Origin of the sequence: Rahnella bonaserana (assembly GCF_019049675.1) — a bacterium.
Lineage (GTDB): Bacteria > Pseudomonadota > Gammaproteobacteria > Enterobacterales > Enterobacteriaceae > Rahnella > Rahnella bonaserana.
On the sequence record NZ_JAFMOW010000062.1, the window covers coordinates 243,588 to 259,561 of the forward strand.

The 15,974-nt window shown below is 53.3% G+C and carries 12 protein-coding genes; 6 read left to right on the forward strand and 6 right to left on the reverse strand.

The window, feature by feature from the left end; all coding sequences use genetic code 11:
* Positions 1-16: 16 nt before the first annotated feature.
* Positions 17-1,204: a MalY/PatB family protein gene (locus J1778_RS12620; protein ID WP_217173459.1), complete on the forward strand. Its 1,188-nt coding sequence runs from the start codon at positions 17-19 to the stop codon at positions 1,202-1,204.
* A gap of 116 nt (positions 1,205-1,320) precedes the next feature.
* On the forward strand, positions 1,321-2,319 hold the full coding sequence (gene add, locus J1778_RS12625; protein ID WP_217173460.1) for an adenosine deaminase: 999 nt from the start codon (positions 1,321-1,323) through the stop codon (positions 2,317-2,319).
* A gap of 66 nt (positions 2,320-2,385) precedes the next feature.
* On the opposite strand, the gene J1778_RS12630 is transcribed toward add, so the two are convergent.
* The 6 genes from J1778_RS12630 to J1778_RS12655 all read right to left on the reverse strand — a co-directional run bounded on the left by J1778_RS12630 (position 2,386) and on the right by J1778_RS12655 (position 10,490).
* Complete coding sequence (locus tag J1778_RS12630) at positions 2,386-3,405, reverse strand: bile acid:sodium symporter family protein (protein WP_217173461.1); 1,020 nt, start codon at positions 3,403-3,405, stop codon at positions 2,386-2,388.
* 79 nt (positions 3,406-3,484) lie between these two features.
* Positions 3,485-4,531 carry an oxidoreductase gene (locus J1778_RS12635; protein ID WP_217173462.1) on the reverse strand — a complete coding sequence of 349 codons (1,047 nt, stop codon included), beginning with the start codon at positions 4,529-4,531 and terminating at the stop codon, positions 3,485-3,487.
* Between the two features lie 628 nt (positions 4,532-5,159).
* Positions 5,160-6,833, reverse strand: coding sequence for a urocanate hydratase (gene hutU, locus J1778_RS12640; protein ID WP_217173463.1), 1,674 nt, complete (start codon positions 6,831-6,833; stop codon positions 5,160-5,162).
* 40 nt (positions 6,834-6,873) lie between these two features.
* On the reverse strand, positions 6,874-8,424 hold the full coding sequence (gene hutH / locus J1778_RS12645; RefSeq protein ID WP_217173464.1) for a histidine ammonia-lyase: 1,551 nt from the start codon (positions 8,422-8,424) through the stop codon (positions 6,874-6,876).
* Between the two features lie 117 nt (positions 8,425-8,541).
* Entirely contained in the window at positions 8,542-9,120 is a 579-nt protein-coding gene (locus tag J1778_RS12650; protein ID WP_217173465.1) for a HutD/Ves family protein, read from the reverse strand.
* The gene (locus J1778_RS12655) at positions 9,117-10,490 is read right to left on the reverse strand and encodes a formimidoylglutamate deiminase (RefSeq protein WP_217173466.1); all 1,374 of its coding nucleotides are present in this window, start codon (positions 10,488-10,490) and stop codon (positions 9,117-9,119) included. Before J1778_RS12655 ends, J1778_RS12650 begins: the two co-directional genes overlap by 4 nt.
* Positions 10,491-10,784: 294 nt before the next feature.
* Here J1778_RS12655 and hutC point away from each other — a divergent pair, with 294 nt between their 5' ends.
* The 4 genes from hutC to J1778_RS12675 form a co-directional block, all read left to right on the forward strand.
* Positions 10,785-11,585 (forward strand): histidine utilization repressor, encoded by an 801-nt coding sequence (gene hutC / locus J1778_RS12660; RefSeq protein ID WP_217173467.1) that lies wholly within the window; start codon positions 10,785-10,787, stop codon positions 11,583-11,585.
* 184 nt (positions 11,586-11,769) lie between these two features.
* Positions 11,770-13,032: an imidazolonepropionase gene (gene hutI / locus J1778_RS12665; RefSeq protein ID WP_217173468.1), complete on the forward strand. Its 1,263-nt coding sequence runs from the start codon at positions 11,770-11,772 to the stop codon at positions 13,030-13,032.
* Positions 13,029-13,865 carry an N-formylglutamate deformylase gene (hutG, locus tag J1778_RS12670; RefSeq protein ID WP_217173469.1) on the forward strand — a complete coding sequence of 279 codons (837 nt, stop codon included), beginning with the start codon at positions 13,029-13,031 and terminating at the stop codon, positions 13,863-13,865. Before hutI ends, hutG begins: the two co-directional genes overlap by 4 nt.
* Before the next feature lie 853 nt (positions 13,866-14,718).
* The coding region (locus tag J1778_RS12675; protein WP_217173470.1) for a PAAR domain-containing protein at positions 14,719-15,974 on the forward strand (1,256 nt) is incomplete at its 3' end.

Consider the following 15,974-nt stretch of genomic DNA (forward strand, 5'->3'; position numbering starts at 1 on the left):
TCAGGGAGTGAAACGAATGTCCTCAGCTTCTTTTAATTTCGACACCGTGACCGACCGTCACGGCACCTGGTGTACTCAGTGGGATTATGTTGCCGACCGTTTTGGCAGCGCTGACCTGTTGCCCTTCACCATCTCAGACATGGATTTCCCCGCCGCGCCGTGCATTCTCGATGCGCTGCAAAAACGCCTGCAACACGGCGTTCTCGGTTACAGCCGCTGGCATCATGACGATTTCCTCGGTGCGGTTGCACACTGGTATCAGCAGCGTTTCAACAGCCAGATTGATACTGACATGGTGGTGTATGGCCCGTCGGTAATTTACATGGTTGCGCAACTTATCCGCCAGTGGAGCCAGCCGGGTGACGGCGTGGTGACATTCACGCCCGCCTACGACGCCTTCTTCAAAGTCGTTGACGGCAATCAGCGCCAGATGCTGGGCTGTCCGCTGATCAAAAAGGGTAACGACTGGTCCCTGGATGCAGAACATCTGGAAAGCCTGCTGGCGCAACCGGCCTGCTCATTACTGTTACTGTGCAGTCCGCACAATCCGACCGGTAAAGTCTGGACGCGCCAGGAGCTGACGCTGATCGCTCTGCTGTGTGAACGCCACAACGTGCGGGTGATCAGTGATGAAATCCACATGGATATGGTCTGGGGCGAAAATCAGCATACGCCATGGAATGAAGTGGCGCGCGGCGAATGGGCGTTACTGACATCAGGCTCAAAAAGCTTCAACATTCCTGCCCTGACCGGCGCTTACGGGCTGATCAGCCATCAGGCACAGCGCGAAGCTTATCTGCATCAGCTGAAAGCCTGCGACGGATTGTCTTCTCCGGCGGTACTGGCGGTTCACGCCCATGTGGCAGCCTATCACCATGGTGAACCCTGGCTGGACGCGCTGCGTGAATATCTGCAAGCCAACCTGCGTTATGTCGCAGACCAGCTGAATGCCGCCTTCCCGCCGCTGAACTGGCAACCGCCGCAGTCCACCTATCTGGCTTGGATTGATTTACGTCCGTTGGGGCTTGACGACAAACAACTGCAAAATGAGCTGATCGAGCATCAAAAAGTCGCGATCATGCCGGGTTATACTTACGGCCAGGAAGGCAACGGCTTCCTGCGCCTTAATGTCGGGTGCCCGCGTTCGAAGGTGGAGACGGGTGTGCAGGCTTTGGTCCGCGCGATAAAAAACTTGCAGCAATAACCGTGCAGCTCCTCCCCGTTCGCAGGGGGAGGAGCTTAGTTGCGCAACAACATTTCATTCAGGGTGATTCTGCAGTTATAATGCCCCGCACATTTCAATAATAATGAGTGCACACCATGATCGATACACGCCTTCCCCTGACCGACATTCACCGCCACCTTGATGGCAACATCCGCGCTCAAACCATTCTCGATTTAGGCCGTCAGTTTAATCTGACCCTGCCTGCCAATGAACTCGAAGCGTTGCGTCCGCACGTGCAGGTGATGCACACCGAGCCGGATCTGGTGAGTTTTCTGCAAAAACTCGACTGGGGCGTGAAAGTGCTGGGCGATCTGGATGCCTGCCGCCGTATTGCTAAAGAGAACGTCGAAGATGCCGCCCGCGCTGGCCTGCATTACACTGAGCTGCGTTTCTCTCCTTACTACATGGCGATGAACCACAAACTGCCGGTGGCGGGCGTGGTGGAAGCAGTGATTGAAGGGATCCGCGAAGGTCAGCAACATCATGATATCGATGTGCGTCTGATCGGTATTCTGAGCCGTACTTTTGGTGAAGACGCCTGTCTGCAGGAGCTGGAAGGTTTACTGGCGCACCGCGATGGCATTACCGCGCTGGATCTGGCCGGTGATGAACTCGGTTTCCCTGGCAGCTTGTTCCTCAGTCACTTTAACCGTGCGCGTGACGCGGGCTGGCGCATTACCGTGCATGCCGGTGAAGCCGCAGGTCCGGAAAGCATCTGGCAGGCTATTCGTGAACTGGGTGCAGAACGTATCGGCCACGGCGTGAAAGCCGCGCAAGACCCTGAGCTGATGGACTTCCTGGCGAAGCATCAGATTGGTATCGAATCTTGTCTGACTTCCAACATTCAGACCAGCACTGTCGGCTCTTTCGAACACCACCCGCTAGCAGTCTTCCTGCGCCACGGCGTGCTTGCGTCTATCAATACGGATGACCCGGCGGTTCAGGGTATCGAGATTGCCAACGAATATAACATTGCCGCGCCAGCTGCCGGCCTGACTCAGGAAGAAATCCGTCAGGCGCAAAAGAATGGCCTGACCATGGCATTCCTGACCGAGGCTGAGAAACAAGCTATCCGCGATAAAGTGTCCGCGTAACTGTGTTTTAAGCAACAAAAAAGGGCGGGAACATATTCCCGCCCTTTTCTTTTTTTATTCAGTGGGTTAAACCGTTTTCACTTCTTCCTTCTTCACTACCGCTTCAGCGTCTTCACGCGCCACGCGTTTGGCATAACGCGAAGCCAGCACTGCGCAGACCATCAGCTGGATCTGATGGAAAATCATCAGTGGCAACACCATCGCGCCCACAGCCGCCGCCGGGAACAGCACATTCGCCATCGGAATGCCGTTCGCCAGACTTTTCTTCGAGCCGCAGAAAACAATAGTGATTTCATCTTTAGTATTGAAACCAAACAGGCGCGCCACATAAGTGTTGATAATCAGCACAATCGTCAGCAGCACAATCGAACAACCGAGGATCGCCAGCAGTGACCATCCGTCGATCTGATGCCATATCCCTTCAACCACGGCAGCGCTAAATGCCACATAAACCACCAACAGTATCGAAGAACGGTCAGTAATATTGACGATTTTTTTATGACGTTGCACCCACGCTCCAATCAGCGGACGGCACAGATGTCCGATAATAAACGGCACCATCAGCTGTAAAACGATAGATCCGATGGCGTGCAAGGTGTCACTGGTTCCGCCCTGCGTATGCATCAGCAAGCCAACCAGCACCGGCGAAAGGAATACGCCGAGAATACTGGAGGCCGACGCGCTGCAAATCGCCGCCGGAATATTACCGCCCGCCACCGAAGTATAAGCAATCGCCGACTGCACGGTCGCAGGCAGTGCGCAGAGATACAGGAAACCGTAATACAACGTCGGTGTCAAAATACCCACCGGCACCAGCCATTTCATGCCCAGACCGAGCAGCGGGAACAGCGCGAAGGTGCTGAGGAACACCACCACGTGCAAACGCCAGTGGCTGATCCCCGCCATAATCGCTTCACGGGAAAGCTTCGCGCCATGCATAAAGAACAGCAGCGCAATAGCGGCGGTGGTCAGGTAGCCGAAGAAGGTTTTATAAATTCCTTCACACGGAAAAAATGAAGCGATGACGACAACACACACCAGAATCAGCAAAAACTTGTCGATTTTCAGACGTTGTAACCAGGACATGAACCTTCCTTGCAAAGTGAATAACAAATGAAATATAAAAGTGCCACAAAAGTGACACTTCATAAACGCAGACGACTCATTAGTTCTTGATGACTTTCAGCGTCGCCTGTTGTTCTGAGGACTGCATTCCCAGTTCGATCATTTCCATTACACGGATAGCGTCTGCGGCGGGTACCGGATTATCGCCCTGTCCGTTAATTGCATCGCGCACACCGGCATAATAGGCCGGATAATTACCCGGAATGGTCAGCAGCGATTTCTCCGCCAGAACACCGTCGTGACTTAATGTCATCACGCCATCACGCATGTCATAACCCCAGTCAGCCTGCGGCAAGCGCTCACCCGCTTTCAGACGGTCTTCCTGCGGATCCAGCCCGAATTTCACGTAACTGCCCTTTTCGCCCTGAACGATAAAACGAGCAGTTTCCGCCACCGCGTAAACCGTACTGTGCAGCACGACCCGACGACGCGGATACGTCAGCACGACGTTAAAATAATCCACCGCTTTACCGCCGGGACGCAGCACGGCGAGATCGGCCTGCAAGGTTTCGGGCAATCCGAACAGTTGCAGCGCCTGATCCAGCAGATGAGAGCCTAAATCAAACCAGATACCGCTGCCCGGCGCGTCGCTTTCACGCCAGCGCTGCTGCACCTGCGGTTTATAGCGGTCGTAATGGGATTCGAAATACACAATCTCCCCCAGCGCGCCTTCTTCAATCAGCGTTTTTACCGTGAGGAAATCAGAATCCCAGCGGCGGTTATGGAACACCGACAGCACTTTGCCTTTTTCACGCGCCAGCGCATCCAGCTCACGGGCTTCGGCCAACGTCACGGTAAAAGGCTTATCCACGATCACATGTTTACCGGCTTCCAGCGCCAGCTTAGCCAGCGGAAAATGCGTGGTATTGGGCGTCGGGATCACCACCAGATCGATGGAGGGATCAGCAAACAGCTTTTCCGGCGAATCGACCACCGCGACATTCGGCCAGTCGGCGTGAACTTTACCCGCGTCGCTGCTGGAAACGACCGCCAGCTCAAGGCCCGGTGTGCCATCAATTAAGGGGGAGTGAAAAGTTTTACTGGCGAAGCCGTAGCCGACAAGGCCTGCGCGGAGGGTCTGGGTCATATGATTTCCTTTATTTAACGGTCTTGCCCGTCAGGACGCTAATCATCTGATTTGACACCAGCTTACAAAGCTGAACAAGTGAAATCTTTCGTGGGCTCGCCGCCCACACTGGCCCAAAGGTCAAGGTCGTGGGTTGCCACCCACACTGGCCTTAGGGGTGGCTTATCGCCGCCACCCCTAAGAACCCCGGGCTCTTTCACTGCGCGTTATCACAGGTACGATGGACATGTTCTGGTGCATCAGTGAGTGGCGTAAATCCAGGTGCTTCGCACTTCCTTCTCTCGGTCTTCAAGCCATAGGTCTTGAAGCCGCTCCGTTCAGCTGAATTTTGAGCACGCCAATCCATTTTTATAAAAGATGAATAACAGCCTGCCGTTGATTTTAAGATCGTGCGGGCGATTCAGAAAGCTTGCTGAACGGAGCGGCCTGGAGACAAGAGGCTCCAGGACCGAGTGAAGGCACCGCGCTGCGGCAAGCTTTCCAGCCTGTCACTGTGGTAACTGAAACATAGCCAGCGAGCGGAGCACGCAGTTAAAAAGCGCGGAGTCCAGAGGCCCGCGCGTTACCGGGTCTCTGGTCGGTGTGGGCCGACGCCCACGACCTTGACCTTGACCTGAGAGAAGGCAAGTCAGATCATCGGCAGGTTCAGATGATTCCGTTCTGCGCACGCCTGCGCCTGATCATACCCCGCATCCGCATGACGCATAACGCCGGTTGCCGGGTCATTCCACAGCACGCGTTCAAGCCGTGCATCCGCTTCTCTGGTGCCATCGGCCACAATCACCATACCGGCGTGTTGCGAGAAGCCCATACCTACGCCGCCGCCGTGATGCAGACTCACCCACGTTGCGCCACCCGCGGTATTAAGCAAGGCGTTAAGCAGCGGCCAGTCGGATACCGCATCAGAGCCGTCTTTCATGGCTTCGGTTTCACGGTTTGGCGAGGCTACAGAACCGGTGTCCAGATGGTCACGTCCAATCACCACCGGCGCTTTCAGTTCACCGTTGCGCACCATTTCATTGAACGCCAGACCGGCAATGTGACGCTCGCCCAGTCCCAGCCAGCAAATACGTGCCGGTAATCCCTGGAATGCAATGCGCTCACGTGCCATATCCAGCCAGTTGATGAGGTTGGCGTTATCCGGGAACAGTTCTTTCAGTTTGGCGTCGGTTTTGTAGATATCTTCCGGATCGCCGGAAAGCGCTACCCAGCGGAACGGGCCTTTACCTTCACAGAATAACGGACGGATGTACGCAGGGACAAAACCCGGAAAATCAAAGGCATTAGCTACGCCTTCATCTTTTGCGACCTGACGAATATTGTTACCGTAATCCACGGTCGGGATACCCATCGCATGGAAATCCAGCATCGCCTGAACGTGTTTTGCCATCGACGAGCGTGCGGCTTTTACCACCGATTGCGGGTCTGACTTACGTGACTCCTGCCATTTTTCCAGGCTCCAGCCTTCCGGCAGATAGCCGTTCAGCGGGTCGTGAGCAGAAGTCTGGTCGGTCACGATATCAGGACGCAATCCGCCTTCTTTGGCTCGCGCCACCAGCTGAGGCATTATTTCGGCGGCATTTCCCAGCAGGCCGACAGATATGGCTTTCTTCTCTGCGCAGGCTTTTTCAATCATCGCCAGGGCTTCATCAATGCTGTGCGCTTTGTAATCGAGATAACGGGTGCGCAGACGGAAATCGATGCGCGATTCCTGACATTCAATGGCCAGCACACAGGCGCCGGCCAGCACACCCGCCAGTGGCTGAGCACCGCCCATGCCCCCCAGACCGGCAGTGAGGATCCATTTGCCGCGCAGATCGCTGTTGTAATGCTGACGCCCTGCTTCCGCAAAGGTTTCATACGTGCCCTGCACGATGCCCTGCGCGCCGATGTAAATCCAGGAACCTGCGGTCATCTGGCCGTACATCATCAGACCGGCTTTATCCAGCTCGTGGAAGTGATCCCAGTTAGCCCAGTGCGGCACAATGTTGGAGTTGGCAATCAGCACGCGTGGCGCATCAGTGTGTGTACGGAAAACACCGACCGGTTTGCCGGACTGCACCAGCAGGGTTTCGTCTTCGCGCAGCTTGCGCAGGCTCTCAAGAATGCCTTCAAAGGCCGGCCAGTTACGCGCTGCTTTACCAATCCCGCCGTAGACCACCAGATCTTCCGGGCGCTCAGCGACATCCGGATCAAGGTTGTTCTGGATCATGCGGTAAGCTGCTTCAATCAGCCAGTTCTGGCAACTCAGTTCGGTGCCATGCGGAGCGCGGACAACAGCCGTTTTTAGTGGAGCGTTCATGTTGTTTCCTCTTAAATTCAATCCGGGTTCAGAATTAGTTTCAGGCAAAGCTTGGCAGCAACGCTTCAATCGCCGGCGGCCAGTGTTCACGGCAAGCCCACAGACGCATCATTTCCACGTCCGGGGCCATCAGGCGATCTTTCTCCAGGAACGCCACGTTTTCACGGATGGCCTGCATTTCTTTTTCCAGCGTGGTCGAACTTTGCAGAGGACGATGGAAGTCGATCCCCTGTGCGGCAGCCATTGCTTCAATTCCCACCACGACACTGGTGTTAAAGCACATGTCGCCCAGACGGCGTGCGGCGTAGGTCGCCATAGAAACGTGGTCTTCCTGATTCGCCGACGTCGGCAGGCTGTCCACGCTGCCCGGATGTGCCAGTGATTTGTTTTCTGATGCCAGCGCTGCGGCCGTCACCTGCGCAATCATAAATCCGGAGTTCACCCCGCCGTCGTTGACCAGGAAAGGTGGCAGGCCCGAAAGTCCCGTATCGAGCAGCAGTGCCATACGGCGTTCGGATATTGCACCGATTTCGGCGACCGCCAGCGCGATGATATCAGCAGCGAATGCCACCGGCTCGGCATGGAAGTTACCACCGGAAATCACATCGCCGTTTTCAGAAAATACCAGCGGGTTATCGGACGCCGCATTAGCTTCAATGCGCAGAATGCGCGCGGCATGGTGCAGGTTATCGAGGCACGCGCCCATGACCTGCGGCACGCAGCGGATGGAATACGGATCCTGAACACGATTACAATCCGCATGTGACGTGACAATGTCACTACCTTCCAGCAACGTCATTACTGCTGCCGCTACGGCGATTTGCCCTGCCTGTCCGCGCGCTTCATGAATACGCGCGTCCAGTGGTTTAACTGAACCTTTGATGGCTTCCAGTGACAGAGCCCCCGCCACCAGTCCTGCGGAGAAGACACGCTCGGCTTCGAACAGGCCGGAAAGTGCCAGCGAGGTAGACACCTGCGTACCGTTGAGCAGCGCCAGCCCCTCTTTTGGTCCCAGTTCAAAAGGCTTCAGACCGGCAGTAGCCAGCCCCTCGATGGCTGACATTTTTTCACCTTTCGCCGTCACCTGACCTTCGCCAATCAGCATCAGGGAAAGATGCGCCAGCGGCGCTAAGTCACCGGAAGCCCCGACGGAACCCTTCTCAGGAATGCACGGATAAACGCCGGCGTTAAACAACGCAATCAGCGCATCAATCACCTCAATGCGGATACCGGAATGGCCGCGTGACAGGCTTAAAACCTTGGTGGCCATTACCAGTCGCACCACATTGTCAGCCAGATCTTTGCCGATACCCACGCTGTGCGACAGCACCAGATTGCGTTGCAGTTCCGCCAGACGCTCTGCCGGAATACGGGTTTGTGCCAGTTTACCGAAGCCGGTATTAATGCCGTACACCACTTTGCCAGACTCCACGATGCGGGTGACCGTTTCCTGCGATGCCAGCACGCCTGCACGCGCCTCCTCAGCCAGCTCAAGGCGAACATTGCCCTGATAAATTTTACGCAGCATCCTCAGGTCAACGTGACCCGGTTGCAGGCGGCAAAGGGTGAATTCAGTGGATGAAGAAGCCATAATCTATTCCTGTATAGACAAGTTAAACTGGAAGTAAACCCGGCTAACAACACAGTCTGCCGGGTGTTTATGTATTCATGACAATGCTAAAAAATACGGTACAGAAACGTGTTCCGGTCAAATCATCGATGCCCACAACAACAGGCACCCGTCAACTGGTTCAACGGGTTTCAGAGTCAGTGGTTCCCTCCGATGTTGTGCCAGTTCAGACCAGTAAAAACCCTCACCCGCCCGGATCGGCGTGCCATCCTGACGTTGCCATATCCCGCTGATGACATAAATTACCCCGCCTTTTTCATGGCTGAGGTACAGGGTTTCCCTGACAGGCACGACCCGCGCGGCGCAAACCGTACGGCGGGTCATGACGTTGAAATCCGTCGTCACACTGCCCGCCATACGGGCGTTTAGAGCGATATCACCGCTGAAAGAAAAAGGTTCGCCGGGGGTAGTGAGCGCATGGTTGATGTCCGGCAATGCCTGTAAATGCACCCCATCGCCACTAAGCAAAGTGATCGAACGGTCAACACCCGGAAACGCCGAAAATGGCCCGTCCTGCGCAATGGTGGCGATGCTGACACGCCAGTCAAAATCGCTTTTACCCGGCGGATAGCTGACTATCTCGCGAGTTTCACCTCCCCCGTTGCGCCACGGGCTGACCGGCAGAGTGTCAAAAGTGAAATGCTGCCAGTCCGTCATACTGCGTCCTCTGCCAGCTGATTCAGCAGATTCAGGAAGTCCGCAGCCGCAACCTGTTGTTGTTCATGCTGCCCGTCTGTAATACGTGCGATACCGCCGACATAGACATCACGGATTTGTCCGGCATTACCGGCAAACAACCAGCGGTTGAGCAGTTCATGGTCTTTTGCCGCAGCCAGATAAGGGCTGTTGCCGTCGAGTACCAACCAGTCAGCGCGATACCCTGCCGAAAGCTGGCCGATAGCCGCCCCGCACGCCTGCGCACCGCCCCGCAATGCCTGGGTATACAACACGTCGCCCACTGAGTTTTGTGCAGAAGTGGTCAGGCGGTTGCGGCGCAGGTCACGCAAACGCTGCCCGTATTCAAACCAGCGCAGTTCTTCCACCACGTTGAGTGAAACGTGACTGTCAGATCCAATGCCCCAGCGGCCAGCGTGCATCAGATAATCCACACCAGGGAAAATGCCGTCGCCCAGATTCGCTTCTGTGGTCGGACAAAGCCCCGCTACCGCGCCGCTGTTTGCCATGCTCGCCAGTTCAAAGCGGTCAGCGTGGGTGGCGTGGATCAGGCACCAGCGGGCATCAATATCCAGATTGTCATAAAGCCAGCTGATCGGGCGCTGACCGCTCCAGCCCAGACAGTCATTCACTTCTTTCTGCTGCTCAGCGATATGAATATGCACCGGCAGATTTTTGTCACCGGCTTTCAGCACCTGCTGCATTTGCTCAAGCGTCACGGCGCGCAGGGAATGGAAACACAGCCCCTGATTTTGCAATGGATTGCCGCTGAGCTGTTTGCGGATAATTTCCTGTTGCTTCAGATAACTGTCGGCATCCTGTATGAAGCGTTTTTGCCCGGCCTGCGCGGGCTGAGCGCCAAAACCGGCATAACTATAAAGCACCGGCAGCATCGTCAGGCCAATGCCTGCCTGCGCAGCGGCGTGGCTCAGATGCGCGGTCATTTCACCGCGATCGGCATAAGGCTGCCCGCTAATATCGTTATGCAGATAGTGGAATTCAGCCACCTGCGTATACCCGCCCTTGAGCATTTCGATGTACAGCTGGCGGGCGATCACACCGGTTTGTTCAGGGGTGAGACACTGCACCATGCGATACATCAGGTCACGCCAGGTCCAGAAACTGTCCTGCGGATTCCCTGCAACTTCTGCCAGCCCGGCCATCACCCGCTGAAACGCATGCGAATGCAGATTCGGCATGCCCGGCACGACCGGGCCGTTAAGGCGCTGACAACCATGCGGATCACTGTCAGGCGTCACCGCAGAAAGAATTCCGGTAACATCCACGTCCAGGCGTACATTGTGTGCCCAGCCCTGGGCTAGTAAGGCGCGAGAAGCAAAATAAGCAGGCATAACAGCGTTCCTGGTCAGCAAGAAAAAACATAAACGCAATTTTCATGAAACAATTGCGACACTTTTAAGCGACTTGTCTATACATATACATATGCCTGATTGCGCTGTAAACTTGCAACAATCCTTTTTTTTTAAAATTAGTTTTCCGTCACGCCCTTTTTTGTTTAATTTCTTCCGCAAGAAACTAACGTGCAGACTGAAAAACGTTTACGACATGCCCGGATACTTGTTGAATGTGATAAAAGTCGGGTGAGACAAAAGTGAGTGAGGTAAAAGTTGAGTGAGGTAAATGACATGTCGGAGACCACACCACTATTGCAGACGGGTGCCGCGCAACAGGGAGTGTCCCGGCAGACATTGTCAGAACTGGCGGACGCCATGAGCGATGCGCCCGCACCGATTTATCAGCGGGTGAAACAGGCGATTATCAGTCAGATCCGTACCGGTGTCTGGAAACCGCACCAGCGCGTGCCCTCTGAAAGCGAACTGGTGAACGAGCTTGGCGTCAGCCGTATGACCATCAACCGCGCGTTGCGCGAACTGACCAGCGAAGGCTTTTTGATCCGCATGCAGGGGGTGGGCACCTTTGTTGCGGAAGCCAAGGCTTATACCCCGATGCTGGAAGTGCATAACATCGCCGATGAAATCGCCCGACGCGGGCATCAGCATGACAGCAAAATCCTGGTGTGTGAGGCCCGGCTGGCCGATGCCGATCAGGCGCTTCAGTTAGGGATCGCAACTGGTAGCCTGCTGTTTTATTCACAAATTGTGCATTACGAAAACAATGTACCGGTGCAAATTGAAGACCGGTTTGTGAATCCTGAAACCGCGCCGGATTATTTGCAACAGGTGCTGAACAAGCAGTCACCCTATACCTATCTGATGGACATCGCGCCGCTGACTGCGGGTGAACATCGCGTGGAAGCAATCAGCGCCAGTGACGAGCAACGCCAATTGTTGCAACTGAAAGAACACGAGCCCTGCCTGCTGATCCACCGCCGTACCTGGAGCGGCAGTCGTGTAGTCACCTCCGCACGCCTGATTTATCCGGGTTCCCGTTATCAGTTATTCGGACGTTTCACCAGCCACGGCTGATCCCCGCACACCTTAATAGCGGCGTTGAACCGCCGCTATCTCGTCATACAAATCTTCGTTCAAATTTTGGAAGACGTCTCGTAATAAGAAAAAACTCTTGCTGGCTGCCTTGCCGGTTTGCGGGTTATGCGTTAGGTTGACTTTAGTTGTCTATACAAGATGAATTCAGCCTGGAGTCTCTGTCATGCCGGTAGTCCTCTCCCCCCAATTTTCCTGCGAACCGCCATCCGACTGCGAGAGTGTGTGGCGCGGCGCCACGCTGGTTACCATGCAGGACGGACATTACAACCTGATCGAAAACGGCGTGATTGCTGTCACTGACGGAAAAATCGTCTGGACCGGCAGCGCCGACCATTGCCCGGATTTTCCCGCTGCAAAGGTGCATGAATTCGAGGGCGGCATCATCACGCCCGGCTTTGTTGATTGTCACACCCATCTGGTGTTCGGCGGAGATCGCAGCGCGGAGTTTGAGCAGCGGCTGAACGGTGTAAGTTATGCGGAAATCGCGGCAGCCGGTGGCGGGATTTTATCGACCGTCAACGCCACCCGCGAAGCCACCGAAGACGAGCTGCTCGCGCAGGCGCTGTTTCGCTTACAGCCGCTGCTGGCCGAAGGCGTGACCTGTGTTGAGATTAAATCCGGTTACGGGTTGAGCGTAGAAAGTGAGCTTAAAATGCTGCGGGTGATCCGCAGACTAGGCGTTATGTTACCGGTCGAAGTGAAATCCACCTGTCTGGCAGCCCATGCCCTGCCGCCCGAATTCAAAGGGCGTGCCGATGACTATATTGATCTTATCTGCGACACGCTGCTGCCGGTGGTTGCCGGTGAAAATCTGGCCGATGCGGTGGATGCCTTTTGTGAGCATCTGGCCTTTTCTCCGGCACAGGTTGAGCGGGTGTTTAACGCCGCCGAAGCCCTGGGTTTGCCGGTGAAATTACACGCCGAACAATTGTCATCCTTGCATGGCAGCGCTCTGGCTGCGCAGCACCATGCGTTATCTGCCGATCATCTGGAATACGCCACTGCCGAAGATGCACAGGCGATGGCCGCCAGCGGCACCGTCGCTGTTTTACTGCCCGGTGCCTATTATTTGCTGCGCGAGACACAATGTCCGCCGGTCGATGAGTTTCGCAAATACGGCGTCCCTGTGGCACTGGCCAGTGATGCCAATCCGGGGACATCCCCTGCACTTTCCCTGCGTCTGATGCTGAACATGGGCTGTACATTATTCCGCCTGACGCCAGAAGAAGCGCTGGCCGGGATCACCTGCCACGGTGCGCGTGCGCTTGGCTTACAGGATACGCACGGCACGCTGGAAGCAGGAAAAGTCGCTGATTTCATACACTGGCCGCTGTCGCGTCCTGCTGAACTGGTTTACTGGCTGGGCGGTCAGCTGCCCTGCACCGTTGTCTTTCGTGGAGAAGTCCGAGGAGAGTTTCGTTCATGAGCCTGTCTACCGACACTGTTATCGCCGAACCTTACCAGTTTACGTCCGGCACCGTGCCTCTGTTAATCAGCATTCCCCATGCGGGTACGCACCTGACGCCGGAAGTGGCCAGCGGCCTGAGTGATGCGGCACTGCCGCTTTCAGATACCGACTGGCATATTCCGCAGTTGTACGATTTTGCGCGGACGATCGGTGCCAGCGTCCTGGTCGGTCAGTATTCGCGTTTTGTTATCGACCTGAACCGGCCTTCAGACGATAAACCGCTGTATACCACCGCCACTACGGGTTTATATCCCGATACGTTATTTGATGGCCGCGCGACGTTCAGACCGGGTATGACGCCAACGGATGCCAGGCGCCAGCAATATCTTGATCAGATCTGGCAGCCCTACCATCAAAAAATTCAGGCCGAACTGGCCCGTATGAAACAGGAATTTGGCTATGCGCTGTTGTTTGATGCGCACTCTATTGCCTCGGTGATCCCCCGTCTGTTCGACGGTCAGCTTCCCGATTTAAATCTCGGCACCAACAGCGGCGCCAGTTGTTCACCCGCGCTGAGCGAAATCCTCGAGCGCACCTGTAATCAGCAAAACAGGTTCAGTCATGTCCTGAATGGCCGGTTTAAAGGCGGCTACATTACCCGTGCCTACGGCCAGCCGGAGTTGGATATTCATGCCGTTCAGCTGGAACTGGCGCAGGTGAACTATATGGAGGAGATCGAGCCGTTCGCTTTTGCGCCTGATAAGGCGGCTGAATTACAGGTGTTGCTGAAGCAGTTGCTCGAGGGGATGGTGAGATGGGGGGAAGATGCTTATAAACAGGGGGTTGTTTAATCTCGCGTTTCGCTGACCACTAAGGTTTGATCGAGATTATTTCGGTTTCTCAATTGCGGTTATCACTCGGTCTTTCGCGCCGAAACCGCCCAAAAGAGGCCAGGACGGGCCTCTCTTGGATCTCTCCCGTCTTTTCACTGCGCGCTACCGCTTGTGAATCATGTTTCAGGTGCCGCAGCGACTGGCTGGAAATCTTGCCGCTGCGCGGTGCCTTCTCTCGGTCCTGAAGCCTGAGGTCTTCAGGCCGCTCCGCTCAGCAAGATTTCTGAATCGCCCGCACGATCTTATATTCAACGGCGGAATGTTTTTATCTTTACTCCTCCCCCTGCGAAGGGAGAGGATAGCCCACACATCATATTGAATATTAAGGATATTAAGGATATTAAGGATATTAAGGATATTAAGGATATTAAGGATATTAATTTTCTATTATTAAGTTATATCCTGTTTTTTATCCTGCAAAAATTTCGATTCAAAATAATTTCAGTTTTAAAGAGAAAAACACAAATAGTTCAAGCGTTAATCGATTAGCCAATTCACTACAAAAATTTATGTTACTGTATTAATAGATATTTTGCATTATTCCCATGAATAACATAGGTGTATATTATCGTTTTCTCAACAGAACGGTAATCATTATGCCTCACACGACAAAGCGTCTCTACTTCTATGCTCCCGGTGATCATTTCCATCTTGCCCCTCTTGATATGTACGTAGTCGCTAAATAGCGTTAGAAGCCATAAAGAAAATGAACCTATCAAAAATAAATAAAGTTAATGACTGTGACTGCATATCACATTATTCAATAGACAAACAAAAATGGATTATTTCATTTAATTAAAGGAAAATAAAAATGGCGGTTGGATATTTTATACGTTTAGGCGATAAAACCTCATGCGGCGGTACAGTGGTAAGTGCAACAAGTCGTATTATACACCACGGTTTAAATTTAGCTCGACTTGGTGACAAAGTTACATGCGGTAAAAATGAAGGTGTGTTTGTCTTATTGGGTGGAATTAGTAACTATACAAGCGACGGTCTGCCCTGCATTGGTACGCTTGAGAGTTCTAGCAGTTGTCCTTGTAAGGCGAGATTATTCGCAAGCGAATTTTCATCCAGTTACTATCCTGAACCGCCGAAAATGGCGTCAAAGAAAACCACTGTCAATGAACCTGAGCAACACGCACAGGCGGCAAAGAAACAGGTTGCTGAACCAGCACCAGCGCCAGCACCTATCAAGCAAGAGGAAAAAGTCCCACGAGTGCCGGTGGACGCAGGATTCTGTATTGTTGACCTACCAGCGAATGTAAAAGATTTTGGTGACTATTTATTTTATAACCCTGTAGCAGGTGCAAGAGAATTATACGATACACTCAACGGCAGTGGGCCTATAAAATCAGCGTCTATTCTTTTATTAGTTGATCCTGAGAAGCAAGATCCAAAACAAATCGAAACTTTGAAGAAAGCAAAAGCAAAAGTTGATACTGCATTAAGTGATTTAACAATGGAAGAAGCCAGTTTCTTGCATAAACACAAAGATACAATAGATACTTTCACCGGTTTTGGAAGTGGTATTACTGGCATGGCATCAGAAGTCGGCGGAAAATATTTTGAAGAAATTGAAAAGGTATTAAAAGAAATACAAGATACTTACAAAAATGCATATATTACAAGAGGTGCATTAATTGGTGAGCAATTCTATGCCCAAAGGAAGATTCATTTCAAAAAGCTCAATTTGTTGCTTAATAATTTCATGAAATACAAATTGGGTATGAATGAGTATTCTGACATTAGACGTGCATTAGGTCTATCAAGTAGAAGCATAATGCGACATTGGTCGCAGACTGGCGTTACAGATATAGAAGGTTATGCAACTTATATAGAAAAATCAGCAAAGCTAATTAAAGCAATGAAGAAATTGGGATATGTGGGTATAACGCTAGATTTTGCAAACACGACTAATACTATTTATGATGCTTGTACAGTTGGTAGAGAGTCAGAGTGTAAGAAAATGACAGTTGTTGAGTACAGTAAATTTGCTGGTTCTCAAACTGGCGGATTGTTGGGGGGGAATATAGGGGCGCGATTATCGGGGGCTGCTTGTGTTTG